This window comes from Dietzia aurantiaca (assembly GCF_021033825.1).
Classification (GTDB): domain Bacteria; phylum Actinomycetota; class Actinomycetes; order Mycobacteriales; family Mycobacteriaceae; genus Dietzia; species Dietzia aurantiaca.
The window spans coordinates 68,078-92,153 of sequence record NZ_JAIFXZ010000010.1; the positions used below are offsets into that span (position 1 = coordinate 68,078).

The following is a 24,076-nucleotide window of genomic DNA, read 5'->3' on the forward strand; positions in this document are numbered from 1 at the left end:
TCCGCACACATCGGTCGAGGGCGGTCTCAGGGAGTCAGCGCAACACCGTTGATGAGTTCGTTCATCTTGACATGGGGGCTGAGGAAGCCGTGGAGGGCGCGGGGGCGGATGTTGAGAAGGTGCTCGGTCTCGGCGAGTTCGTCATCGCTGAGGGTATTGAAGTCGGTGCCTTTGGGGTAGAAGTCGCGGATCAGGCCGTTCGTGTTCTCGTTTGATCCACGCTGCCACGGTGAGTGTGGGTCGCAGAAGTAGACCTTGCAGCCGGTTGCGACGGTGAAGTTGGCGTGCCCTGCCATCTCGGTGCCCTGGTCCCAGGTGATGGTGGCCACCAGCCGGGAGGGCAGGGCCGCGATCATCTTTGACAGCACGTCGTTGACCGTGGCGCTGTCCCGGCATCCGGGTAGCCGACCGATCAGTACGTAGCGGGTCTGGCGCTCAACCAGGGTGACCAACCCCGAGTTGTTGGGGCCCACGACCAGGTCGCCTTCCCAGTGCCCGGGAACGGCCCGGTCATCGACTTCGGCGGGCCGGTCGGTCAGGCGAGCCCCGTGCAGCCACGGGCGCGAGCTCCGGCGGGGTAGCGCGGAGGCGGGAATGCGATGCTTGCGGCCCGAGCGCAGGGCTTTTTCGACCTTGAGTTCCTGCCTCAGCGCGCCCTTGCCCTGGACGTAAAGGCCCTGGTAGATGGTTTCATGTGACACCTGCATCTCCGCCCGGTCGGGAAAGGTCAACCGCAGTTCGCCGGCGATCTGCTGCGGGGAGAACCGCTGGTTCAACCGTGCGATGACTTCGCGTCGTAACTGCACCGAGTCCAGCTTGCCTGGCCGATGACGCGCACGCTTACCCACCGCCAGATGGTGCGCCAGGCGAGCGTCGTACCGGCGCCGACCCCAATGCTCGAAGCAGTGAGCGCCGACTTCCCGAGACACGGTCGAGGCGGCCACGTTCAACCCGCGGGCGATGGCCCGGATTCCAGCCGGAGTCGGAAGGTCCAGCATCGCCTGGATAAACACCCGGTCGAACAAGGTCAACCGGCGATACCTCGCCCCCGGGCGCAGCGGCCGTAACCGACGACCTCGCACATCGGCCACGCCGCCGCGTGCACCCACTTCAAAGCTCATGCCAGCGAGCTTGGCCCACCTCCAGGCCGTCGCCACACTGACACCCCACATCGCCGAGGCCTCACGCCCCGAGGCACCCTCGAGCAACGAGCACACCAGCCTCGCCCGCAGCCGCCAGTCCAGCTCCTTCGCCACCACACACCCCGATCCAGCCAGGGTGTTGCACTAGCTCCTTGAGACCGCCGACCAGAAGGTGTGCGGAACGCTCTTGTCGATGAGGGGCTGTCGGTGAGGGGGCGCGCGGGTGGGCAGCGGCGGAGCGCGGGCCGGGCGAGGTGACCCGGCCGAGTCAGGCCAGGCGACGGACCGCCTCGGCGATGGTCGCGTCCGTGGCCGTGAGGGCGATGCGGACGTGCCGGGCGCCGCGCGGGCCGTAGAACTCGCCGGGCGCCACGAGCACTCCGCGCTCGGCGAACCATTCCGCGGTGTCGCGGCAGGGCTCGTCGCGGGTCGCCCAGAGGTACAGTCCGGCCTCCGAGTCGTCGATCCGGAAGCCCGCAGCCTCGACGGCCGGGAGCAGCCGCTCCCGTCGGATGCGGTAGCGCTCCCGCTGCTCGGCCGCGTGGGCGTCGTCGACGAGTGCCGCCGCCATGGCCGACTGGATCGGCAACGGCATCATCAGCCCGGAATGCTTGCGCACCTCGAGCAGCTCGGCCACCAGCGCGGGGTCGCCGGCCACGAAACCCGCCCGGTACGAGGCCAGGTTGGAGGTCTTGGACAGCGAGTGCAGTGCGAGCAGCCCGGTGTGGTCGCCCTCGCAGACCCGCGGGTCGAGGATCGAGGGCGCCTTGCCCTCCCACACCAGCCCGAGGTAGCACTCGTCCGAGGCCACGATCACGCCCCGCTCGCGTGCCCAGCCCACGACCTTGCGCAGGTGCTCGATGCCGAGGACCTTGCCGGTCGGATTGGACGGCGAGTTGAGGAACAGCAGGTGCGGCGAGGACGGACCGAGCTGGGTGAGCGAGTCGGCGCGGACGACGGTGCATCCGGCGAGCAGCGAGCCCACCTCGTACGTCGGGTACGCCACCTCCGGGATCACGACCGTGTGGCCCGTGCCCAGTCCCAGTTGGGCGGGCAGTCCGGCGATGAGCTCCTTGGTCCCGATCGCGGGCAGGACCGCGTCCGGGGTCAGGCCGGCGACCCCGTGGCGCCGCGCCATGGAGTCGACGACGGCCCGGCGCAGCGCAGGGGTCCCGGCCGTAGTCGGGTACCCGGGCAGTGCGGAGTCCACGGCCAGAGCGTCCCTGATGACCGGCGCCACGTGATCGACGGGCGTGCCGACCGTGAGGTCGACAAGCCCGTCGGGGTGCGCCGAGGCGCGGGCCCGGGTCTCCGCCAGCGTGTCCCACGGGAACACCGGCAGAACCTGCCCGGGCGGCCGGCGCTCCGGGCGTGGTGCCACCCGGATCACTCCTGGTTCATCGGAGGCAAGGCCTTCACGAACGGGACGTCGTAATCGACCTTGCCCACCTTGGCGGCGCCACCCGGCGACCCCAGTTCCACGAAGAAGTCGGCGTTGGCCGCGTTGTACTCGGTCCACTCGTCCGGGACGTCATCCTCGTAGAAGATGGCCTCCACGGGGCAGACCGGCTCACAGGCGCCACAATCGACACACTCATCGGGGTGGATGTAGAGCATCCGGCCACCCTCGTAGATGCAGTCGACCGGGCACTCCTCGACGCACGACTTGTCCATCACGTCGACGCACGGCTCTGCGATCGTGTAGGTCACGTCAGCCACCTTCCTCGTAGCGGTATCACCAGTATCGTAAGCCACCTCACCGCCGTCGGGCGATGCCGCCCCCACCGGTCGCGGGCTATGTGACGACGGACACGCCGATGGGTCGGGAGGCGGGCCCGTACAGGGTGTCCCGCCGACGCACCGGCCGTCCGATCCCCGTCGCGATCTCCTCGATCTCCTCCGGCGACTTGGCCGACCCGTTCTCGGCGCCGGCCATCCGCGAGATGGTCTCCTCCATCAGCGTGCCTCCGAGATCGTCGGCGCCGGACCGCAACATCGTGCGGGTGCCGGCCACGCCGAGCTTCACCCAGCTGGTCTGCACGTGGTCGATCGCGCCGTGCAGCATGATCCGCGCCAACGCGTGCACGGCGACGTTCTCCTCGCGCGTGGGGCCCGGCCGCGAGGCGCCCGCCAGGTACAGCGGCGCGCTCCGGTGCACGAACGGTAGCGGCACGAACTCGGTGAAGCCCCCGGTGCGCTCCTGGATCCCTCGCAGCGTCCGCAGGTGAGCCACCCAGTGCGCCGGTGTGTCGACGTGCCCGTACATCATGGTCGAGCTCGAACGCAGCCCCACCTCGTGGGCGGTGGTGACGATGTCGATCCACTCGGCGGCCGGGAGCTTGCCCTTGGTGAGCACCCACCGCACCTCGTCGTCGAGGATCTCCGCGGCCGTGCCGGGGATGGTGTCGAGGCCCGCGGCCCGCAGCTCGGTCAGCCACTCACGTACCCCGGTCCCGGAGCGCGAGGCACCGTTGGAGATCTCCATGGGGCTGAACGCGTGCACGTGCATGGACGGCACCCGGGCCTTGACCGCGCGAACGAGGTCCGCGTAGCCGGAGACCGGCAGGTCCGGGTCGATGCCGCCCTGCATGCACACCTCGGACGCGCCGGAGACGTACGCCTCGTACGCGCGGTCGGCGACCTCGGACGCGGACAGCGAGAACGCGTCCGCATCCCCCTTGCGCTGGGCGAACGCGCAGAAGCGGCAGCCGGTGTAGCAGATGTTGGAGAAGTTGATGTTCCGGTTGACCACATAGGTCACCGTCTCCCCCACCACGTCGGCGCGGATCCGGTCGGCCAGGCCGGCGACCGCCGCCAATCCGTCCCCGGTCGCCGTGGCCAGCGCGAGGTACTGGTCGTCGGTCAGGCCGGCCGGGTCCGACTCGGCGGCCCGCAGTGCCGCGAGGACCTCCGAGTCCGCGCGCTCCGGGGCCAGCGCGGCCGCCCCGATCTCGGCGGCTCGCGCCCGGATGACGTCCCAGTTGCCGAACGCCTCGCCGATGTCCGAGCGCGTGTCCGTATTGCGGCCCTCGGAGTCGATCGCGGTGTGCAGATCGGTCCGCCCGGACGAGTCCCAGTCGTCGTCGGGCTCCTGCCAGGGCCGTCCCTGCGGGCGGACGACCTCGTCGTCGTCGCCCGGCGCGGCCAACCCACTGACCGGGTCGGCCAGCGCGCGGACGTGGCCCGCCACCCGCGGGTCGATCCAGGCGTCTCCCCCGCCCACGTAGCGCGGATGCGCGGTGAGGCGCTCGCGCAGGTCCCACCCACTCGCGGCGAGGTCCGCGGTGAGCTCGTCCAGGTGCGGCCACGGACGTTCGGGGTTGACGTGGTCCGGAGTCAGGGGCGAGATCCCGCCCAGGTCGTCGACCCCCGCGCCGATCAGCGCCAGCACGTCGGCCCGGTCGACCAGGTTGGGCGGCGCCTGCACCGCCACGCGCGGGCCCAGGACCAGGCGCGCCACCGCGATCGCGGCGAGGAACTCGTCCCGGTCGGCGTCGTCCGCGGACCGCATCGCCGTGTCCGGCTTGGCGCGGAAGTTCTGGACGATCACCTCCTGCAGGTGGCCGAACTCGCGGTCCAGCGCGGCGAGGGCCAGCAGACTCTCCGCGCGCTCGGTCCGGTTCTCCCCGATCCCCACCAGGATCCCCGAGGTGAACGGCACCGCCAGCCGGCCGGCGTCGGTGAGCGTGCGCAGCCGCACCGCCGGATCCTTGTCGGGGCTGCCGTAGTGGGCCTCGCCGGGCGTGGTGAACAGGCGGGTCGCGGTGGTCTCGAGCATCATGCCCATCGACGGCGCGACCGGCTTGAGCTTGGACAGCTCCGCCCAGCTCATGACGCCGGGGTTGAGGTGCGGCAGCAGGCCGGTCTCCTCGAGGACGCGGATCGCCACGGCCCGCACGTAGTCCAACGTCGACGAGTAGCCGCGCGCATCGAGCCACTCGCGCGCCTCCGGCCACCGCTCCTCGGGGCGGTCCCCCAGCGTGAACAGCGCCTCCTTGCACCCGGCCTCGGCGCCGCGGCGGCACAGGTCCACCACCTCGTCCGGCTCGAGATACAGGCCCTCGCCCGCGGCGCGCAGCTTGCCCGGCACGGTGACGAACGTGCAGTAGTGGCACCGGTCCCGACACAGTCGGGTCAACGGGACGAAGACCTTGCGCGAGTACGTGACCACCCCGGGGCGCCCCTCGTCGGCCAGGCGCGCGTCGCGGCGGGCCGCGGCCAGGCCGGTGAGTCGCCCGAGGTTCTCGCCCCGCGCGGCGAGGAGCACCGCGGCCTCGGTGGCGTCCAGCGTCAGTCCGTCGGAGGCGCGGCGCAGGGCGCGCCTCATGGCCGACGTCGTGGGCTCGGGATCAGCGGGGGTCGAGGCGGAAACCATATCCGCGATGATGCCCCACCCCGCCCCTCCCGCGCGCGGGCGGTGCCTGTCGGCCGGTCTCACCAGCGCGCGCGGGCCGCCCACTAGTCTGGTGACCATGTCCGAACCCGCCCAGGCTCTCCGCGCCAACGGTGACCCACTGGTCGCCAGCCCGCCCTCCGTGACCGGGGGCGCGCACGCACTGCGCGAGCCAGCGCGTCTGCCCGACGCCCCCGTGGAGGTGGACACCGGCGACGAGCTGCTGACCTCCAACCGGATACTCATCTCGGCGCCTCGCCACAGGATCGAGAAGCGCACCCCGTTCCTGTTCATCATCGAGGGCATCTGGTCCTGGGCGATCCTGGCCGGCCTGCAGGTCGCCTGGTATTTCTGGGGCGAGAACGTGATGGGGTTCTGGAACTGGGTGGCGCTGGCGGCCACCATCCCGTTCGCGTTCATGGCCATCGTGGTGGCGCCGTGGTGGCGCTACATCGTGGCGCGCTGGGACGTCTCGGACACCGCGGTGTGTTCGCGCAAGGGCTGGTGGACCACGCAGTTCCGGATCGCTCCGCTGGTGCGCCTGCAGACGGTGTACACCACGCGCACCCTGTTCGAGCGGTGGTTCGGGTTGGCGACCGTCAACGCCTCGACCGCCTCCGCGCAGGGCACGGTCGAGATCCGCGGGCTGGCCGTGGCGGACGCCGAGGCGCTGGCGCAGCACCTCATCGCGATCGCGAACCTGGACACGGAGGACGGGACGTGACCGCGCCAGGCGGCGGGGACCCCACCGCCGTCGATGACATGCCGACGGTGGCCGCCCGGGTCGAGGGCGACGACGACGAGGGCTCCCGCCCGGAACCGTTCACGCCACCCGGAGACGACACCAGGTCTGACGCCGTGCCCGCGTCCGGGAGCGAGCCCGTCGCGGAGGCGGTCGACCCGGAAGCGCCGTGGGAGCGCCTGTCGTGGCGGATGCTGCTGGTCGACCCGCTGGGTTCGTTGACCCGACTGGCGCCGCTGTTCCTGATCTCCCTGTGGCTGGGATCGAACCGCAGCAACTACTGGTTCGAGTTCATCATCATCTCACTCGTCGTCCTGGCGGGCGTGCTGCGCTGGCTGTCGACCAGCTACCAGGTCGGCCGGACTCACATCATCCTCAGGAAGGGCTTCTTCAGCCGCCAGGTGGTGACGGTGGCCCGCAACCGGATCCGCAGCGTGGACACCGAATCGGACCTGTTCCACCGGGTCATGCGGGTATCGATCGTGGAGGTCGGCACGGGTCGGTCCGACGCCGGGAAGTCCGGTGCCGAACGATTCCGGCTCAATGCGATCGACACCGCGCACGTCGAGCCGCTGCGCGACGAGCTCCTCAAGCATCGTCGTGCGCTCGACCCGTCGCTGGGCATCGAGGACGAGGAGCAGTGGGGCTCCAAGTATGGCGAGGACATCGCCCGCTGGCGTGTCACCTGGTCCCGGTTCGCCCCGTTCTCGTTCATCGGGTTCGGTGTCCTGATGTCGCTGTGGCTCATCACGTGGCAGATGGGCGACATGCACCAGCGCATCATGGACCTGGCCGTGGTCGAGGGGACCATCGCCTGGCTCGATTCGCTCGGTGAGCCGTTCGCCATGGTGGGCAAGGGCATCGCGATCTGGTTGGTCGCCAGTGTCCTGGCGATCGTCACCTATGCGATCCGGTACGGCAAATATGCGCTCACCGAGCGCGGGTCCGTGCTCTATGTGCAGAACGGCATCCTGCGTCGCAAGCACCAGGCGCTCGACAAGGCGCGGTTGCGTGGCGTCGAGGTCCGGGCGCCGATCTACCTGCGGATGATCGGCGGCGGCAGACTCGAGCCGATCATGACCGGCACCAAGTCGGGTGGCAAAGCGTCGACGCTGCTGCCCCAGGCGCCGATGAAGGACGTCCGGCGTGTGGCCACGCGCATCCTCGGCGACGAGACTCCGGTGACGGTGCGGCTGCGCCGGCACCCGTGGAAGGCGGCCCGCCGACGCATCACCCGCGGGCTCATGCCGTTCTGGGTGGTCGCGGCCCTGCTCATCCTCATCCGCATCGATTCGGGGCCGTCCGCGGACGTGGGGGTGCGGTGGGGCATCCCCGCGGCCTTCCTCCTGTTCATCCTGCTGTCGATCGACCGGATCCGCATGCTCGGGCACGCCCTGCTGTCAGACTCGCTGGTGTCCTCGCACGGGTCGTGGGGCGCCAAGCGCACGGTCCTCGAATCCGACGGCATCATCGCCTGGACGGTCAGCCAGTCGGTGTTCCAGCGCACAGCGGGGGTGGCCACGGTCACCGCGGCCACCCCGGCGGGGGCCGGCGGCTACTCCGTCATGGACATGGATGCCGACGAGGTCTGGGCGCTCGCCGAGGCGCTGACCCCCGGGATCACGGACGTGTGGCAGTACGAGGGTGACCCCGAGGACGCCGGCCGGACCTCACCCTCGATGGGTGTCCGCCGACAGTGACCGGCCGTAGGCGGCCACCCACAACGGGATGAGCCCACCGAACACCAGCAGGGCGAGGCCTCGCAGGCCGAGAGGCACCGGCATGTCGCCGCCGGGCCCCATGTCGAGCGCGATCAGCGTGAGGATGAACACCAGGGCCGGAAAGGCCGCGACAGGCTTCCGGTCCGACCACATCGAGGCGACCCGGACCAGGACCAGCGACCAGGCACCGGCGACCAGGACGGTGATGGGGAACGGGACGGGGCCCACGTACAGGGTCAGCCACGCCGCGGCGAGGACGCAGCCGGTCACCGCGCCCACCGCGAGCAGGACCAGCGCCACCGCCAACTCGACGCCTGACGCCGCACGCCCGCCGGTGCCGGCCACGGGCGCGGTCACGCGTCCTGCCCCAGCCCGCTGAGCAGGTGGGCGACGCCCGGCGCACACCGGTCGTAGTTCTCCCCGTGCTCGTCCAGATCGTGGCCGATGTACCACTCGACCTGTGCCACGGGCTGCAGTACGCCGTTGGTCAGTGCCAGGAACCAGGGGTCGCCGTCCACGGCCGGCACCAACTCGAGCTGGGTGGCGTGCCCGGTGAGCGCCTCGAGCTTGGCCGCGTACGCGCTCTCGTCCAGCGGCACCCGATGGGTGAGCCGGGAGTCGGCCACGGACGGCAGTTCGTCGGCGTGGGCGTGCCGTAGATGCGCCGGGGGGTTCGGATGTTCCAGCGAGACGTCGGACCGCGCGGTGACGGTCCAGGCGAGCCGCTTCGGCCGGTGCTTGGCCTCGGCGACCGCCGTGTGGACGACCTCGTGCGCACGGATGTGGTCGGGATGCCCGTAGCCACCGCGCGGGTCATAGGTCACGACGAGGTCCGGTCGGAACTCGTCGATCACGGCGACCAGTGCGGCCACCGCCTCCGCTCCGGATCCGACGAACGCGCGCGGATGCTCGGCCGCGGGGGTCCCGGCCATTCCGGAATCACGCCACCGGCCGGCCTCCCCGAGGAACCGGGGCCTGCCCACGCCCAGCGCCCGCAGCGCGGTCGCCAGTTCGCTGATTCGGTACCCGCCCAGTTGATCGGCGCGGTCGGAGACGAGGCCCGCGAACCTCTCCCCCAGGACCTCGCCCTCCTCGCCGAGGGTGCACGTCATCACGCAGACCTCGGCGCCGGCGGCCACAAGGGCCGCGATGGTGCCACCGGTGGTGATCGCCTCGTCGTCGGGATGCGCATGGACGAACAGTGCGCGGATCCCCGCCGCCGGCGGGGTCGTGGCCGTCGGAGTCATCCGGTCCTCCTCCAGGTGGGTGCGGTGTCGAAGACGTCGGTGACCGTCAGGGGCACCCGCGCCCCGGCGGCGTCGTCCGGGGATGATCCGGCGGGCGACCGCCCGGGCAGCTCGACCCCATCATCCGCCAGAAGCATCGTCGGCCGCACGAGCGGAACCCGGACGGCCTGCTCCGCGACCAGATCGCCGGCCTCCACGAGGTCGACCCCGTCGCCCGGGCCCATCCCGAGCGCGCCATCGATACGGGGATCACACAGGCCGGCGATGTCCGAGGCGCGCGCAGGAGCATCGACTCCGAGCGTGCGCGCCGGCGTCGCGGGGGTGGTCGTCGGCCCCGCCTCCTCCGTCCCGGTGGCCTCGCTGTCCGGGACCCGGCCCGGGCGCGCAGGGGTCATCGTGGTCGAGGTGGGCGGCACCAGGCTCGACACCGTGGTACGGGGCCGCGAGGGCGAAGACTCCGCCCGGGTCGCGGACCCGGCTCCGGCCTCGGCCGCCTGGCGCCCTGCCGCGCAGGCGAAGCGCGATACGGCGGCCACCTCGGCATCACCCTCCGTGGGTTGCCAGCCCACCACCGCGTCGACGAGGCCGTGCGGCAGGACGTCCGCGTAGAGCTCGGCGGGCTCGAGCTCCCATACCTGCGCCCCCACCCCGGCTCCGCTGAGCTGGTCGGCCAGCGTGTACGCGGCGGTACGTGCCCGGTCATCCGCGGCCTCGACACCGAGCGTCACGGTCAGCGGCGTGTCGGCGAGCTGCCACCGGCCCCCGTCCCGGACGTATCCGGCGGCGGCGAGCTCCGTCTCGGTGACCGTGTCGTCCGAGGTCGCGGTGGTCGCGGCGCCGGCCGGGAACGGGAACGACGTGACCTGTGGGGATGCCTCACCCGTGACGATCCGGCCCACCACCTCGGGGTCGATCGCCGCGGCCAGTGCCCGGCGGACCCCGGGGTCCGACACCGTCGGCGCGGTGGTGTTGAACGCGAGCTCGAGCTGTGCCGAGGCCGTGACGGTCGTGTCTGTGACGCCCGGAATCGTCGCGGACACGTCGGCGACGACCGGTGCGTCGGCCACCATGGCCATGACCCCGGGGCCGTCCCGCAGGACCGCCCCCAGTTGACCGGGGCCGCTCTCGCGTCGGACGACGATCTGGCCGGTCTCCGGCGCCCGCGCCCAGAAGCGGTCGTTACGGACGAACTCGATCTCCCCGCGGCCGAGGTCGGCGGCGCGGATCATGTACGGGCCCGCGCTCATGACCGGAAGTCCCGCCATCGCGCCCTGGAACCCGTCGGGGGCGTCTTTGAGGATGTGCCCGGGCAGGAGGTCGGCGAACAGCGTCCGCCAGTGCTCCGGCGGCGAATCGAAGAGCACGTCCACGACCTTGCCGCCGGCACCGGCGCGGACCGCCACGATCCGCTCGTAACCCGCCGGGTCGACGACCCCGGGCTGGGTGACCATCTGGCGCCACAGGTACTCGAAGTCCTCGGCGGCCACGGGCACTCCGTCGGACCACTGGGCCTTGGGGTCGATCGTGTAGCGGATTGTCGCCGGCGACTCGGGCAGCGGCGCCGCCGAGACCAGCAGGTCGCGGTTGAGAACCGGCTCACCGTCCGGCCCGGGGACGAACGCGCTGGGCAGCAGGAGGGCCGCGACGAGGTCGGTGTCGACGCCCTGGTCGGCGAGGAGGTGCGGGTTGAAGCCGCTCTCGACACGGTCCAGGGCGAGGAGGAGTCCGCCCGCGGTGAGACTGACGTCCGTACCGGAGCCGGAGCCCTCCTCGCCGCCGACGACCGTGGGTGGCGGCGGGTCGGCCACGCACCCCGTGACGACGACGAGGGCCGCCGCCGCGGCCAGTGCCACCGCGGCCCGGCGGCGCCCTGACGCCCCCCTCGTGGTCACGTCTGCCCCCTTGATGCGCCGACTACTTGTCGCGCGCCTTGGAGCGGCTACGGGCCTTGGCCCGCTCGGTGGCCGTGAGCAGGACCTTGCGCACGCGGATCGCCTCGGGGGCCACCTCGACGCACTCGTCGCCCGCGCAGAACTCCATGGCCTCCTCGAGGCTGAGGTTGCGGTGCTTGGAGAGGGTCTCCGTGGCGTCGGAGCTCGCCGCACGCATATTGGTGAGCTTCTTCTCCTTGGTGATGTTGACGTCCATGTCCTCGGACCGCGGGTTCTCGCCCACGACGACGCCCTCGTAGACCTCGGCGCCCGGCTCGATGAAGAAGTCGCCGCGGTCGGCCAGACCCAGCAATGCGAAGGTGGTGGCCTTGCCCGAGCGGTCCGCGACCAGCGAGCCGGTGTGGCGGGCGCGGATCTCGCCGGCCCACGGCTCGTACCCGGCGGAGACCGAGTTGGCGATGCCCGAACCCCGGGTCTCGGTCATGAAGATGGTGCGGAACCCGATGAGGCCTCGGGCGGGGACGGTGAACTCCATACGGACCCAGCCGCTGCCGTGGTTGCTCATCTGCTCCATGCGACCCTTGCGGGCGGCCATGAGCTGGGTGACCGCGCCGAGGTGCTCCTCGGGCACGTCGATCGTCATGTGCTCGAACGGCTCGTGCAGCTTGCCGTCGATCGTCCTGGTGACGACCTGCGGCTTGCCGACGGTGAGCTCGAAGCCCTCACGACGCATGGTCTCGACGAGCACGGACAGTGCCATCTCGCCACGTCCCTGGACCTCCCAGTCGTCGGGACGCTCGGTGTCGAGCACCTTGAGCGAGACGTTGCCGACCAGTTCCTGATCCAGGCGGGCCTTGACCATCCGGGCGGTCAGCTTGTTGCCGCCGTTCCGGCCGGCCATGGGCGAGGTGTTGACGCCGATCGTCATGGAGATCGCGGGCTCGTCGACCGTGATGGCGGGCAGCGCGACCGGGTTCTCCGGGTCGGCGAGCGTGTCGCCGATCATGATCTCGCTGATGCCGGCCACGGCCACGATGTCGCCGGCCACGGCCTCGTCGGTCGGGACCCGCTCCACGCCGTCGGTCTTGAGCAGCTCGGAGATCTTGACCGTCTTGGTCTCCTGCTCACCGTCCGGTGTGTTGTGGATCCATGCCACCTGCTGCCCCTTCCGGAGACGGCCGTTGTGGATACGGACCAGGCCGATGCGGCCGAGGAAGTTGGAGGCGTCCAGGTTGGTGACGTGGGCCTGGAGCGGGGCCTCGACATCGCCCTTCGGGGCCGGGATGACGTCGTAGAGGAGCTCGAAGAGACCGTCCAGGTTCTCGCCGTCCGGCTCCTGGCCGTTCGCCGGCTGGGTGGTCGACGCCTTGCCGGCGCGACCGGAGGCGAACACCACGGGCAGCTCGAGCGCGTGCTCGGCCGCGGCCTGGGCGGCCGGGTCCTCGAGATCAGCGGCCAGGTCCAGCAGCAGGTCCTGGGCCTCCTCGACGACCTCGTCGATACGCGCGTCCGGGCGGTCGGTCTTGTTGACCACGATGATCACGGGCAGCGACGCGCCGAGCGCCTTCCGGAGCACGAACCGGGTCTGCGGTAGCGGCCCCTCGGAGGAGTCGATGAGCAGCACCACGCCGTCGACCATCGACAGTCCGCGCTCGACCTCGCCACCGAAATCGGCGTGACCGGGGGTGTCGATGATGTTGAGGACGAGATCCCCGCCGCCGGCGCCCGCACCAGGCCGACGCACGGCGGTGTTCTTGGCGAGAATGGTGATGCCCTTCTCGCGCTCGAGGTCGCCGGAGTCCATGACGCGGTCCACCAGCTCCGCCCGCTCGTCGAACGCCCCCGACTGACGCAGCAGTGCGTCGACGAGAGTCGTCTTGCCGTGGTCGACGTGCGCCACGATGGCGACGTTACGGAACTCGGTCAGGGCCATACGCTGGGTTCTCCCTCAGGGGCGTTCGGCGCCGGGTCGGCTGTACACCGCCGGGCGCATGACGGGAATCGGCGGATTCGCTCCGCAAGATCCACAGGCGCGTCCGGACAGGCCGCGCGTGCGGACCCACATTACCCGCTGCATGCCCCCGTGTTATATCCGCCGATGCCCGGCCACGTCGCGCCGGTCGTCTCCGTGCGCACGTCAGCGGCACCCGGAGGACCCACCGCGTGGGCTGACTGTTATTTACAACACACGCCCCATCTGTAACACTGGCCCCAGACCGAGCACGTCACCACCTCCCCGGTGTCCACATCAGGGGGCATTGTGAGAACATCGAGCGGTCGACTGGTCGTCTCCGCCGACCGGTCCGCCCGCCTCATCCGAAGAATGGACTCGCCAGTGATCCGCCACTCGCTCAGGACCTCGTTCCGGACCCTCGGCATCGGCGCCGTCGTCGCCATGGCCATGGGCCTGGCCGCACCCGCCGCCGCCAGCGCACAGTCGCTCGACGAACTGGGGCGCCCGACCGAGCCCGTCCTGCAGGCCATGGAAGGCCTGGCCGAGCAGCAGTGGATCCCCGAGGACACCCGCGGCACGATCCTGCGTCTCGTCGGGTTCTTCCGCGGCACCGGCGAGCCCGGCACCCCGCTCCCCGAGAACGGCCCGGTCATCGCGCAGTTCGCCTACCCGACCATCATGCAGAACTGCATCGGTGGCGAGCAGACCGCAGTGGGCGCCGCGACCGCCGTCCCCGGCCCGGCCGACCTCCCGCTCCCGGGTGTCCCGCAGAGCCAGCTGGGCTTCGTGTTCACCGCGCTGGGCACCGAGGGTGTCGCCGAGCACCAGGTGCAGCCCATGACCGTGGACTGGGTCAACATCCACAACGGCCGTCACGGCTCGACCGTCCTGACCTACAACGGCATCAACGAGGGTGGCCCCGCCACCCTCAACGGCGTCGCGGACACCGGCCCCGGCCACGTCCTGATGGTCCTTCAGGGTGGTGTCACCACCAAGCTCGAGAACGGTGGAGACGTGAACTGTGTGCCGTTCCCGACCGTGGGATCCGCGTTCGTCGGCTGAGACCGGATCACCGCCGCCCGACCCGGGGGGCCGATCCCGTTCCGCGAATGAGCACCGACGCCCCGGACACGCGGGACCTCCGAGACGAGCTGAACAAGGCCCGCCGCGCCCTCTCGGGCGGCGGGCCTCTCGTCGTTCTCAGCGGCGCCGGCATGAGCGCCGAGAGCGGAGTACCCACTTTCCGCGACGCCCAGACCGGGTTGTGGGAGCGCTATGACCCCACCGAACTGGCGACGCCCGAGGCGTGGCTACACGACCCGGACAGGGTGTGGGCCTGGTACCGCTGGCGCGAACATCTCGTCTCCACAGCCCCACCCAACGCGGGTCATATCGCCGTCGCCCGGGCCGAGAGACACCGGCAGGTCGTGGTGGTCACCCAGAACGTCGACGATCTACACGAGCGCGCAGGCTCGACGGTGGTCCACCACGTCCACGGCAGCCTGTTCGCGCACCGCTGCGACACCTGCGGCGAGCCGATGGACCCCGGCCCGCCGTCGGCGGTGCCGGTGGATCACCTCGAACCGCCCCGCTGTCCGCGCGGCGACGGGCGGGCGAGGCCCGGCGTGGTGTGGTTCGGCGAGATGCTGCCTTCGGCTGCCTGGGAGGCTTCGGTGTCCGCCGTCACCGGGGCCTCGGCCGTCGTCGTCGTCGGCACGTCGGGCCTGGTCCACCCCGCCGCGTCACTGCCCGCCCTCGCAGCGGAGACCGGCATATCCGTGATCGAGGTCAATCCCGGCCCCTCAGGCCTGGGCCGCGAGGTGGACGTCCACCTCCGCGCGCCCGCGGGGCGGGTGCTCCCCGACCTGTTGGCCGACTGACAGCGGCCTGAGCTGCGCTCCCCTGCCTGCGACGCCCTGACGGGCGTGGGGAACCCGCGGATCGTCATTTCCGCCTCCTCGGCCAGGCCCGCAGTCTAGCGTTCTGTTATCAGCGACGTCGCGGTGACAGCGCTGCCCCGGCAGTGGCCCGGGACTTCCAGGAGGAGGAATCCGACGCATGTCCGACTCAACAAATCCATCCACTCCCGCGATCGTGGCCGCCGAACTCATCGGCACCTTCTGGCTCGTCCTCGGAGGATGCGGCACCGCGGTCTTCGCCGCCATCCAGGTCGCCGACGGCGAGGCCGGCGCGCTCGTGCCCGTGGGGGTCGGCTATCTCGGCGTCGCGCTGGCCTTCGGCCTCACCGTCCTGACCGGCGCCTACGCCGTCGCCCATATCTCGGGAGCCCACTTCAACCCCGCCGTCAGCGTCGGCGCCGCGATGTCCGGGCGTCTGCCCTGGTCGCGGCTCCCGCTCTACATAGTGAGCCAGGTCGTGGGCGGGCTGCTCGCAGGCACGCTGATCTTCGTGGTCGCCAGCGGCAAGGCCGGTTTCGAGGCCACCGGCGGAATGGCGGCCAACGGCTACGGCGCACATTCCCCCGACGGGTACAGCCTGCTCTCCGCGCTGATCATCGAGATCGTTCTCACCGCCCTGTTCGTGTGGGTGATCCTGGGCGCAACAGACGGTCGTGCGCCCGTCGGGTTCGCGCCGGCCGCCATCGGCCTGACCCTCACCCTCATCCACCTCATCTCGATCCCGATCACCAACACCTCCGTCAACCCGGCCCGTTCCACTGCCGTGGCGTTCTTCAACGGGGACGGGGCCCCCGGACAGCTCTGGCTGTTCTGGCTGGCACCGATCGTGGGCGCGCTCATCGCAGGCGCGCTGTACGAGCCACTGTTCGGCAGCCGGTCGCGCCGGGCCGTGCCCGCCTGAGAAAGGCCTGCAACTGGTCGGCCGCCTCCCCCGACGAGGCGACCGACCAGCCTGCGGACTCCTAGCGTCGAGGAGCGTCCGGATCGATACGGTCGGGTGCGTCATCGAGCGGGCCCGGGGCCCGGCGTCCGTCCGGACCGGCGCCCGGCCCACTGATCCCGGCGCCCGCGCCCGAATCCAGCGGATCGTCCACGTTGTCGGTCCGTACGCGGTGGCGCCCCTCGTCCCGGCCCGGGCCGGCGCCCCGATCGCGGGATCGGTCATCGAGCCGGGCATCGTCGTCAGCCCGGTGGCGGGGATCGAGCTTCTCCGCGGTGCGCTCCATCCGCCGTACGTCGCTCTTCTGCTCGTCGAGGGCCCCACGGCGGTGGTCGGCCTCGGCGCGGAGCATGTCCGCCTCCGCGGACTTGGCCCTGGCCTCCTGCTCGGCGGCGCCTGCCCGGTGCTCCTGCTCACGAGCCGCGGCCTCCTGATGGTCCAGCCTCTTCTCGCGCTGACGGGCGTCGCGACGCAGTTCCGACGCCTCCGTCAGCTTCTTCCGATTGTTGTTCCGGGCGGCCAGAGCGATGAGCGCGATGACGATGATCAACGCGATCACCGCGATAACTATCCAGATCACGGGATCCATGGCGGTCTCCTTTTCCGGGTCACTGGTCGTGCAGATTCATCAGTGCCTCCGGAACCTAATCCCGACCGCCGTGGGGCGCTACCGGACTACCGATGATCGGCGGCGACTCAGCTCAGGGCCGGGATGACCTCCCGTTCGAACAGCTCGAGGCCCGAGGTGTCGGTGGCGATCTCCGGGAAGTAGAAGATCCCGTACTCCATCCCCTGTGCCTTGAGCCCGGCCAGATTCTCGGTGATCTGCTCGGGGGTACCCACTGCCGGCAATCCCTGATAGGCGCCCAGCTGGCGATCGGCCTCCTCGGCGCCGACGTGGCGGGCCATCCGGTCGTGCATGAACGCGAGCCGGTCGGCGACCTCCCGCTCGGTCTCGCCGATCGCCACGTTGTAGTTCGCGGTGCGGGTGATCTCCGCCGGATCTCGACCGATGTCTGCGCAGTGGCCCCGCAGCACCTCGGACTTGTGGGCGAAGCCGTCCGGGGTGCCGTCGAAATTCGTGTAGTCCGCGTGGCGGGCCGCGATCCGCAGGGTCTTCCGCTCCCCGCCGCCGGCGATCCACAGCGGGATGCCACCCTCCTGCAGGGGTCGGGGCTGCACGATCGCGCCGTCCACCTGATAGTGGTCGCCGTGCAGGGAGGCGACACCGTCCGACCACGCGTCGAGCATGATCCGGACACCCTCGTCGAGCATGGCCAGCCGCTCGCCGCCGGACGGGAACCCGAAGCCGTAGGCCCGCCATTCGTGCTCGTACCACCCGGCGCCGATCCCCATTTCGACGCGGCCGCCGGAGATCACGTCGACGGTCGCGGCGATCTTCGCCAGCATCGCCGGGTTCCGGTACCCGATACAGGTGCACATCTGCCCCAGGCGGACGCGGGAGGTCACCGCCCCGAGCGCCGACATCAGGCTCCACGCCTCGTGCGTCGCCTCGGTCCGGGTCAGCGGGGAGGTGTGCATGTGGTCATAGACCCACACGGACTCCCACGGGCCCGAGTCGGCCCGCGCGGCGAGCTCCGAGATAGCGGGCCAGTGCCCGGCGGGCGGGACGTCCACCAGGTCGAGCCGCCAGCCCTGAGGAAGAAACAGTCCGAATCGCATGGTCACGAGCCTAGCGCCGCGCGGTTCTTCCCGCCCCGAAGTCACCTCACGTTCAGCTGCCCGGGTGTCCGGGCCGGTCGCTGCCCACAGGTCAGGTTCGGGGGTCTTCGTCGTCGGGCGGATCCATCTCGCCCGCACGCACGGTGAACCCACTCGGACGCGGACCGTCCTGGGCGTGCCACAGCAGCGTCACCTGCACCGTCGTCTCGTCCGCACCGACCTGGTGCTCGCCGATCCGGGCGTCGACCGGAACCTCGACCCCGGAATCGACCACCGCGGTCTCCACCCGGGCCCCGGCCCGCACCACGGCCCCGGGGAGGATCACGCTGTCGCGGACCACCGCGCCGTGCTCGACGACCGCCCCGGGTCCGATCACGGAGTGCTCCACCATGCCGCGGATCACCGCCCCGCGCCCCAGGAGCGATCGGGTGACCTCCGCCTGTGGCCCCGTCCTGGCCGGCCCGCTGAACGACGACGTCGTCCGCAGCGGCCATCCGGGAACGTCGAGCTCATGGACAGGCGGCTCGCCCAACAGGTCCATGTGGCCGGCCCAGTACGACGCGACCGTGCCCACATCGCGCCAGTAACCGTCGTGCCGCCACTGACGCGCATGCCCTGCTGCGACCATCGCCGGCACCACGTTCTCCCCGAGATCCCCGGGATCGCCGCCCCCGGCGGTGAGCGCCTCTTCATGGGCGGCCTCGAGCCGGGAGATCAGGGCATCGGTGTTGAAGACGAAGATCTCGGCGCAGACCAGGTCGGAGGACGGATCCTCGGGTTTGTGACTGTAGGCGGTGACGGCGCCGTCGTCGACCTCCACCACCCCGTACCGACCGGCATCGCGCGGATCCACGCGCGTGGTCACCATCGTGACCTCCGCGAACGACGCCAGGTGGTCGCGCACGATCGCCTCGTAGTCCAGGCGGTACACCGCGTCCGCACTGACCACGACGGTCACCTCGGGTGCCGCCCTGCGCAGCGGTTCGACCTGCTTCCACAGCGCGTCGGTCGTACCGGAGTGGAACCCGTCGCGACCGGTGCCCTGCGACGGATGCAGGACCAGCAGGCCCCCGTCGAGACGGTCCAGATCCCACGGGCGGCCGCTGCGCAGGTGGGCGCCGAGCGACACGGGATGGAACTGCTGGATCGCCCAGACGTCCCGGAATCCGGAGTTCGCCGCGTTGCTCAGTGCGAAGTCCACCAGGTGGTAGCCGGCGCCGAACGGCACGGCGGGCTTGGCGCGGTGCCTGGTGAGCGCACGCAGCCGCGAGCCGGCACCGCCGGCCAGAACGAACGTGACGACAGAGGGCGGGGCCATGTGACCGGTCCTCTCCCGCGCCCGGGACCGGGGCGCGTCATGTCGCCCACTCTAGTTGCGGAAGCGGCCCGCGGGCTCCTTAACGGACCCGCTTTTGCCCCACGGCAAACACTTAGGTTAGGTTTGGCTAAGCGGTGCCCGGGGTCACATGGGCGGCGTTATCCGAGACTCAAAGCAAAGCAAGGAATTCCATGACTTCCACACGACTGCGTATCGGTGCTGTCCTCAGTGCACTCGCCCTCGGCCTCACCGCCTGCGGTGCGGACGACTCCGGAACCGAGACCGTCGCCGAGGGCGAGACCACGACCATCGAGGTCGAGGACAACAACGGCGTGCAGACCGTCACCGTTCCGCCGCGGTCGGTCGTCGCGACGGACAACCGGACGTTCGAGACCCTCGCCGACTGGGGCGTCCCGCTCAGCGCCGGCGCCGTCTCGCTGATGCCGAAGACCATCTCCTACAAGTCGGATGACTCGATCATCGACCTGGGCAGCCACCGCGAGCCGGACCTCGAGGCCGTCGTCGCCGCCGATCCGGATCTGATCATCAACGGCCAGCGCTTCACGCAGTACCACGATGACTTCACGAGCCTCGTCCCCGACGCCACGGTGCTGTCCCTGGATCCGCGCGACGGCCAGCCGTTCGACGAGGAACTCAAGCGGCAGACCACCGTCCTCGGCGAGGTCTTCGGCAAGGAGACCGAGGCCGAGCAGCTCAACGCCGACTTCGACGCCTCCATCGAGCGCGTCAAGGCCGCCTACGAGCCGGGCATGACGGTCATGGCCGTCATCACCTCCGGTGGCAACATCAACTACGCGACCCCCGGCACCGGCCGCACCCTGGGGCCGCTCTTCGACATCTTCGACTTCACCCCGTCGCTGGAGGTCGAGGACGGCTCGGGTAACCACCAGGGCGACGACATCTCCGTCGAGGCGATCGCCGACTCGAACCCGGACCTCATCCTCGTCATGGACCGCGACGCCGGCACCTCGACGGGCGCGGACGACCCCAGCTACCGCCCGGCCAGCGAGCTGCTCTCCGAGTCCGCCGCACTCCAGCGCGTGACCGCGGTGCAGGACGAGAACATCGTCTACATGCCCGCCGACACGTACACCAACGAGAGCATCCAGACCTACACCGAGTTCTTCAACTCGCTCGCCGATCAGCTCGAGGCACAGAACTGAGTACCCGAGAGCTCTAGAACGAGGGTGGGGACCGCCGGAGCCGGTGGCCCCACCCTCGTCGTCGTCCGCCGACCCCGGTCGACGGAGCTTCTTCCGCCCACATCCCGACGACATCGATTGACGGCCAGACGTGACGACCTCCTCCACATCTTCCCCGCCCGGACCGGATAACACCCGGGCGCGGTCCAAGGGCACACTGTTCGACTGGAAACTCCTCATCGGATTCCTGGTCGTCGCGGCCCTGTTGGCGCTGTCCCTGTTCACCGGCGTCTACGACGTCTTCGGCGCCGACGACGGCTCGGAGATGTTCGGCATCACCCGGATCCCCCGGACCATCGCGCTCGTCCTGGCCGGCGCGGCGATGGCGATGTCCGGACTCGTGATGCAGCTGCTGACCCAGAACCGGTTCGTCGAGCCCACCACGACGGGCACCACCGAGTGGGCGGGACTGGGGCTCCTCGCGGTCATCGTCTTCTTCCCCGGCGCGGACATCCTCACCAGGATGATCGGTGCCGTCATCGCCGCCTTCATCGGCACGATGGTCTTCTTCCTCTTCCTGCGCCGGGTCTCGCTGCGCTCCTCGATGATCGTCCCGATCGTGGGGATCATGCTCGGAGCGGTCGTCGGCTCGGTCTCCACGTTCATCGCGCTGCAGACAGACATGCTGCAGAGCCTGGGGATCTGGTTCGCCGGCAGCTTCACCTCCGTGATCCGCGGCCAGTACGAGGTCCTGTGGATCGTGGCGCTCGTCGGGGTCGCCGTGTTCTTCGTCGCGGACCGCTTCACCGTGGCCGGTCTCGGCGAGGAGATCTCCACGAACGTCGGCCTGAACTACAACCGCATCCTGCTGCTGGGAACCGCCCTCATCTCCGTCGCGACCGGTGTGGTGACCGTCGTGGTGGGCAATCTGCCGTTCCTCGGGCTCATCGTCCCCAACATCGTCTCGATGATCCGTGGGGACGACCTGCGCAGCAATCTGCCGTGGGTCTGTCTCCTCGGTATCGGCATCGTCACCGTCTGCGACCTGATCGGCAGGACCATCATCATGCCGTTCGAGGTCCCGGTCTCGCTGATCCTCGGGGTCGTCGGCTCGATCGTGTTCGTCGCCCTCCTGCTCAGGCAGCGCAGCAATGGATAGCCGGCACGCGGCCCGTGCCGCCGCCGAGTCGTCCGCCCCCGCGGTCGCCCACCGCGCGTCCGGCCCACTACCGACTCCCCGTTCACGCCGGCGCTACTGGATCGTCGTCACGGTCCTGGCCCTGCTCGCGGTCGGGTTCGGGTTCGGCATCCTCGCCTGGGACAACCCGATGCCGTTCGGCTCGGACGGATTCTGGCGGGTCGCCGGGCTGCGCACGACAACCGTCGTGGTCATGGCGACCGTGGCGTTGTGCCAGGCCGTGGCCACGGTGAGTTTCCAGACCGTCGCCAACAACCGCATCGTCACCCCGTCGATCATGGGTTTCGAGGCGCTGTATGTCGCCGTGCAGACCGCCGCCATATTCTTCCTCGGCGCCGCCGGCCTGATGGCGCTGACGGGGCTGCCGCAGTTCATCCTCCAGGTGATCCTGATGGTGGCACTGTCCGTGGCCCTCTACGGTTGGCTGCTGTCCGGTCGATACGCCAACATCCAGGTGATGCTGCTGATCGGCATCGTCATCGGCGGCGGGCTCGGATCGATCTCCACGTTCATGCAGCGGCTGCTCACACCGAGCGAGTTCGACATCCTCACCGCCAGGCTGTTCGGGTCCATGGCCAACGCGGAGGTCTCCTACCTCCCCGTCGCGATCCCCCTGTGCCTCTTCGCCACGGGGATGCTCGTGCTGAGCGCCAAGCGTCTGAACGTGGTGTCGCTCGGCAAGGACATCACCCAGAACCTGGGGCTCGACCACCGGGCCGAGGTCATGCGGACCCTGTTCTTCGTCTCGATCCTCATGGCGGTCTCCACCGCGCTGGTCGGCCCCATGACCTTCCTGGGCTTCCTGGTGGCCACGTTGGCCTACCAGTTCGCCGACAGCTACGACCACCGCTATATCTTCCCCGTGTCCGCCCTGCTCGGCTTCGTGGTGCTGGCCGGCGCCTACTTCATCATGAAGCACGTCTTCTACGCCCAGGGTGTCGTCTCGATCCTCATCGAGGTCATCGGCGGCTCGGTCTTCCTCTACGTCATCCTCAGAAAGGGCCGTCTGTGATCACACTCGAGAAAGTCGTCAGGAAGTACAGCGACGAGGTCACCATCGGCCCCGTTGACCTGGAGATCCCGAGGGGCGGGATCACCGCGCTCGTCGGACCCAACGGTGCCGGCAAGTCGACCATGCTGACGATGATCGGCCGCCTCATGGGGCTCGACGAGGGCTCCATCGAGATCGCCGGATACGACGTCGCCTCGACGAAGTCCAAGGACCTCGCCAAGATCGTGTCGATCCTGCGGCAGGAGAACCACTTCATCACGCGGCTCACCGTCCGCCAGCTCGTCGGGTTCGGCCGGTTCCCCCATTCGAAGGGGCGGCTCACCGTGGAGGACGAGGACATCATCTCCCAGGCCATCGACTTCCTCGACCTCTCAGACCTCGAGCACCGATACCTCGACCAGCTCTCGGGTGGCCAGCGACAGCGCGCCTACGTCGCGATGGTGCTGTCCCAGCAGACCGATTACGTGCTACTCGACGAGCCGCTGAACAACCTCGACATGCGGCATTCCGTGCAGATGATGAAACACCTGCGCCACGCCGCCGAGGAGCTCGGACGCACGTTCGTCGTGGTCCTCCACGACATCAACTTCGCCTCCCACTATTCCGACCACATCTGCGCGATGAAGAACGGCTCGGTGGTCGAGTTCGGCACCCCCGCCGAGATCATGACCGACGAGGTCCTGACGAGGGTGTTCGATACGCCCGTCACGGTGATAGACGGCCCCGAGGGCACGCTGGCCTGCTACTACTGACGACCTGCCGAGCGGATGCGATGGCGCTGCGTCTGCTCCACACTCGAGGCATGGACAACAAGCGAGAGTACGACCAGGACACCGACGGAGACTACGACGAGAACACCCTCGACGGCAGCGAGGGACTCGACGCCGACGCCATCACCACCGACGGCGAGGACCTCCCCGTCGAGGCTCCCGAGACGTGGAAACCGATCGAGGAGAACCATGACCTCGACGACAAGTTGGCCGCCGAGAGGCCGGATGTCGGTGAGGGCGGCGGGACCCCCGCCAACCAGCCGGGCGACGAACGACATGACGCGATCGATGATCTCGACCCCGACGGCGAGACCCGCGTCCTGGGCGAGGACTGAGTCGGGCGGGCGACCGTCGACCGGTTCGTCACCGGGGCCGATGGCGGGGAGGGGTGTCGAGCAATGCAGCAGAAATCGATCGCGGAGGCCATGAGCGCCCAGGATCGTCGCCGCTTCCTGCCGTCCGAGGTCGCCGAGTTCCACGACAGTGACCGTCCGCTGCCCATCGGGCACGGCCAGACCAACTCCCAGCCGTCGACGGTGGCCGCGATGCTCGACCTCCTCGAGCCGTTCCCCGGGATGCGCGCCCTGGACGTGGGCTCCGGAAGCGGGTGGACGGCGGCGATCCTCGGCGAACTCGGCGGGCCCGACTCCCGCATCGTCGCCGTGGAGCGCATCCCCGAACTGGTCGAGCGCTCCCGCGAGGCGATCGACCAGCCGTGGGTCTCCGTGCACCGGGCCTCCCCCGACGCACTCGGCCTCCCCGAGCTGGCCCCGTTCGACCGCATCCTCGTCTCCGCGATGGCGGAGGACGCACCCGCCCAGTTGATGGACCAGCTGGCCGACGGCGGCATCATGGTGGCGCCGTGGAACGAGGTCATGCACCGGGCACGCCGGGTCGGGGACCGGATCGAGATCACCGAACACGGCGGCTACACCTTCGTGCCCCTCATCCACACCCGATTCTGACCTGCGCCCGCTGACGC

General features: G+C 70.1%; 22 protein-coding genes. 11 read left to right on the forward strand and 11 right to left on the reverse strand.

Features of this window, described 5'->3' with window-relative positions; translation table 11 throughout:
* Positions 1-26 precede the first annotated feature (26 nt).
* The 4 genes from K3888_RS11610 to K3888_RS11625 form a co-directional block, all read right to left on the reverse strand.
* On the reverse strand, positions 27-1,256 hold the full coding sequence (locus tag K3888_RS11610; protein ID WP_230930423.1) for an IS30 family transposase: 1,230 nt from the start codon (positions 1,254-1,256) through the stop codon (positions 27-29).
* A gap of 154 nt (positions 1,257-1,410) precedes the next feature.
* The gene (dapC, locus tag K3888_RS11615; protein WP_230930424.1) at positions 1,411-2,523 is read right to left on the reverse strand and encodes a succinyldiaminopimelate transaminase; all 1,113 of its coding nucleotides are present in this window, start codon (positions 2,521-2,523) and stop codon (positions 1,411-1,413) included.
* 5 nt (positions 2,524-2,528) lie between these two features.
* Positions 2,529-2,852 (reverse strand): ferredoxin, encoded by a 324-nt coding sequence (gene fdxA / locus K3888_RS11620; RefSeq protein WP_063972054.1) that lies wholly within the window; start codon positions 2,850-2,852, stop codon positions 2,529-2,531.
* 85 nt (positions 2,853-2,937) lie between these two features.
* Positions 2,938-5,517 carry a bifunctional FO biosynthesis protein CofGH gene (locus K3888_RS11625; protein WP_230930425.1) on the reverse strand — a complete coding sequence of 860 codons (2,580 nt, stop codon included), beginning with the start codon at positions 5,515-5,517 and terminating at the stop codon, positions 2,938-2,940.
* 97 nt (positions 5,518-5,614) lie between these two features.
* On the opposite strand from K3888_RS11625, the gene K3888_RS11630 reads away from it, so the two are divergent.
* Positions 5,615-6,259: a PH domain-containing protein gene (locus K3888_RS11630; protein ID WP_230930426.1), complete on the forward strand. Its 645-nt coding sequence runs from the start codon at positions 5,615-5,617 to the stop codon at positions 6,257-6,259.
* On the forward strand, positions 6,256-7,977 hold the full coding sequence (locus tag K3888_RS11635) for a PH domain-containing protein (RefSeq protein ID WP_230930427.1): 1,722 nt from the start codon (positions 6,256-6,258) through the stop codon (positions 7,975-7,977). The genes K3888_RS11630 and K3888_RS11635 overlap by 4 nt, the downstream gene beginning before the upstream one ends.
* Here the strand turns inward: K3888_RS11635 and K3888_RS11640 are convergent.
* From K3888_RS11640 to typA, 4 genes are read right to left on the reverse strand one after another with little or no spacing between them, the layout of a single operon-like run.
* The gene (locus tag K3888_RS11640; RefSeq protein ID WP_230930428.1) at positions 7,948-8,355 is read right to left on the reverse strand and encodes a hypothetical protein; all 408 of its coding nucleotides are present in this window, start codon (positions 8,353-8,355) and stop codon (positions 7,948-7,950) included. The genes K3888_RS11635 and K3888_RS11640 overlap by 30 nt on opposite strands.
* A complete protein-coding gene (gene mshB / locus K3888_RS11645) occupies positions 8,352-9,245 on the reverse strand; it encodes an N-acetyl-1-D-myo-inositol-2-amino-2-deoxy-alpha-D-glucopyranoside deacetylase (protein WP_230930429.1) in 894 nt (297 codons plus the stop codon). Before mshB ends, K3888_RS11640 begins: the two co-directional genes overlap by 4 nt.
* Positions 9,242-11,137, reverse strand: coding sequence for an ABC transporter substrate-binding protein (locus tag K3888_RS11650; protein ID WP_230930430.1), 1,896 nt, complete (start codon positions 11,135-11,137; stop codon positions 9,242-9,244). The genes mshB and K3888_RS11650 overlap by 4 nt, the downstream gene beginning before the upstream one ends.
* Positions 11,138-11,159: 22 nt before the next feature.
* On the reverse strand, positions 11,160-13,070 hold the full coding sequence (gene typA, locus K3888_RS11655) for a translational GTPase TypA (protein ID WP_230930431.1): 1,911 nt from the start codon (positions 13,068-13,070) through the stop codon (positions 11,160-11,162).
* Positions 13,071-13,472: 402 nt separating this feature from the next.
* On the opposite strand from typA, the gene K3888_RS11660 reads away from it, so the two are divergent.
* The 3 genes from K3888_RS11660 to aqpZ all read left to right on the forward strand — a co-directional run bounded on the left by K3888_RS11660 (position 13,473) and on the right by aqpZ (position 15,911).
* On the forward strand, positions 13,473-14,153 hold the full coding sequence (locus tag K3888_RS11660; protein WP_372459568.1) for an Rv1157c family protein: 681 nt from the start codon (positions 13,473-13,475) through the stop codon (positions 14,151-14,153).
* Positions 14,154-14,200: 47 nt separating this feature from the next.
* Positions 14,201-14,971 (forward strand): SIR2 family NAD-dependent protein deacylase, encoded by a 771-nt coding sequence (locus K3888_RS11665; RefSeq protein ID WP_308281985.1) that lies wholly within the window; start codon positions 14,201-14,203, stop codon positions 14,969-14,971.
* A gap of 178 nt (positions 14,972-15,149) precedes the next feature.
* Positions 15,150-15,911 (forward strand): aquaporin Z, encoded by a 762-nt coding sequence (gene aqpZ, locus K3888_RS11670; RefSeq protein WP_230930433.1) that lies wholly within the window; start codon positions 15,150-15,152, stop codon positions 15,909-15,911.
* A gap of 61 nt (positions 15,912-15,972) precedes the next feature.
* Here aqpZ and K3888_RS11675 read toward each other — a convergent pair whose 3' ends face one another.
* The 3 genes from K3888_RS11675 to K3888_RS11685 all read right to left on the reverse strand — a co-directional run bounded on the left by K3888_RS11675 (position 15,973) and on the right by K3888_RS11685 (position 18,951).
* Positions 15,973-16,539, reverse strand: a complete 567-nt coding sequence (locus K3888_RS11675) for an ATP synthase subunit B family protein (protein WP_230930434.1) — start codon at positions 16,537-16,539, stop codon at positions 15,973-15,975.
* Between the two features lie 107 nt (positions 16,540-16,646).
* Positions 16,647-17,633 (reverse strand): LLM class F420-dependent oxidoreductase, encoded by a 987-nt coding sequence (locus K3888_RS11680; RefSeq protein WP_230930435.1) that lies wholly within the window; start codon positions 17,631-17,633, stop codon positions 16,647-16,649.
* 91 nt (positions 17,634-17,724) lie between these two features.
* The gene (locus tag K3888_RS11685) at positions 17,725-18,951 is read right to left on the reverse strand and encodes a glucose-1-phosphate adenylyltransferase family protein (protein WP_230930436.1); all 1,227 of its coding nucleotides are present in this window, start codon (positions 18,949-18,951) and stop codon (positions 17,725-17,727) included.
* 191 nt (positions 18,952-19,142) lie between these two features.
* Between K3888_RS11685 and K3888_RS11690 the strand changes: the two genes are divergently transcribed.
* The 6 genes from K3888_RS11690 (at position 19,143) to K3888_RS11715 (ending at position 24,059) form a co-directional block, all read left to right on the forward strand.
* Positions 19,143-20,135, forward strand: a complete 993-nt coding sequence (locus K3888_RS11690; protein ID WP_230930437.1) for a siderophore ABC transporter substrate-binding protein — start codon at positions 19,143-19,145, stop codon at positions 20,133-20,135.
* Between the two features lie 130 nt (positions 20,136-20,265).
* The gene (locus K3888_RS11695) at positions 20,266-21,273 is read left to right on the forward strand and encodes an ABC transporter permease (protein WP_230930438.1); all 1,008 of its coding nucleotides are present in this window, start codon (positions 20,266-20,268) and stop codon (positions 21,271-21,273) included.
* Positions 21,266-22,324: an iron chelate uptake ABC transporter family permease subunit gene (locus K3888_RS11700; RefSeq protein ID WP_230930439.1), complete on the forward strand. Its 1,059-nt coding sequence runs from the start codon at positions 21,266-21,268 to the stop codon at positions 22,322-22,324. The genes K3888_RS11695 and K3888_RS11700 overlap by 8 nt, the downstream gene beginning before the upstream one ends.
* Positions 22,321-23,076: an iron ABC transporter ATP-binding protein gene (locus tag K3888_RS11705; RefSeq protein WP_230930440.1), complete on the forward strand. Its 756-nt coding sequence runs from the start codon at positions 22,321-22,323 to the stop codon at positions 23,074-23,076. The genes K3888_RS11700 and K3888_RS11705 overlap by 4 nt, the downstream gene beginning before the upstream one ends.
* Before the next feature lie 50 nt (positions 23,077-23,126).
* Positions 23,127-23,429: a hypothetical protein gene (locus K3888_RS11710; protein ID WP_230930441.1), complete on the forward strand. Its 303-nt coding sequence runs from the start codon at positions 23,127-23,129 to the stop codon at positions 23,427-23,429.
* 63 nt (positions 23,430-23,492) lie between these two features.
* Complete coding sequence (locus K3888_RS11715; RefSeq protein ID WP_230930442.1) at positions 23,493-24,059, forward strand: protein-L-isoaspartate O-methyltransferase family protein; 567 nt, start codon at positions 23,493-23,495, stop codon at positions 24,057-24,059.
* Positions 24,060-24,076 lie beyond the last annotated feature (17 nt).

Excerpts from the sequence above, each read along its gene's own strand:
- K3888_RS11625 (WP_230930425.1), bottom strand. The coding sequence starts at position 5,517 with ATGGTTTCCGCCTCGACCCCCGCTGATCCCGAGCCCACGACGTCGGCC.
- K3888_RS11630 (WP_230930426.1), top strand. The coding sequence starts at position 5,615 with ATGTCCGAACCCGCCCAGGCTCTCCGCGCCAACGGTGACCCACTGGTC.
- mshB (WP_230930429.1), bottom strand. The coding sequence starts at position 9,245 with ATGACTCCGACGGCCACGACCCCGCCGGCGGCGGGGATCCGCGCACTG.
- typA (WP_230930431.1), bottom strand. The coding sequence starts at position 13,070 with ATGGCCCTGACCGAGTTCCGTAACGTCGCCATCGTGGCGCACGTCGAC.
- K3888_RS11665 (WP_308281985.1), top strand. The coding sequence starts at position 14,201 with ATGAGCACCGACGCCCCGGACACGCGGGACCTCCGAGACGAGCTGAAC.
- aqpZ (WP_230930433.1), top strand. The coding sequence starts at position 15,150 with ATGTCCGACTCAACAAATCCATCCACTCCCGCGATCGTGGCCGCCGAA.
- K3888_RS11675 (WP_230930434.1), bottom strand. The coding sequence starts at position 16,539 with ATGGATCCCGTGATCTGGATAGTTATCGCGGTGATCGCGTTGATCATC.
- K3888_RS11680 (WP_230930435.1), bottom strand. The coding sequence starts at position 17,633 with ATGCGATTCGGACTGTTTCTTCCTCAGGGCTGGCGGCTCGACCTGGTG.
- K3888_RS11685 (WP_230930436.1), bottom strand. The coding sequence starts at position 18,951 with ATGGCCCCGCCCTCTGTCGTCACGTTCGTTCTGGCCGGCGGTGCCGGC.
- K3888_RS11690 (WP_230930437.1), top strand. The coding sequence starts at position 19,143 with ATGACTTCCACACGACTGCGTATCGGTGCTGTCCTCAGTGCACTCGCC.
- K3888_RS11700 (WP_230930439.1), top strand. The coding sequence starts at position 21,266 with ATGGATAGCCGGCACGCGGCCCGTGCCGCCGCCGAGTCGTCCGCCCCC.
- K3888_RS11710 (WP_230930441.1), top strand. The coding sequence starts at position 23,127 with ATGGACAACAAGCGAGAGTACGACCAGGACACCGACGGAGACTACGAC.
- K3888_RS11715 (WP_230930442.1), top strand. The coding sequence starts at position 23,493 with ATGCAGCAGAAATCGATCGCGGAGGCCATGAGCGCCCAGGATCGTCGC.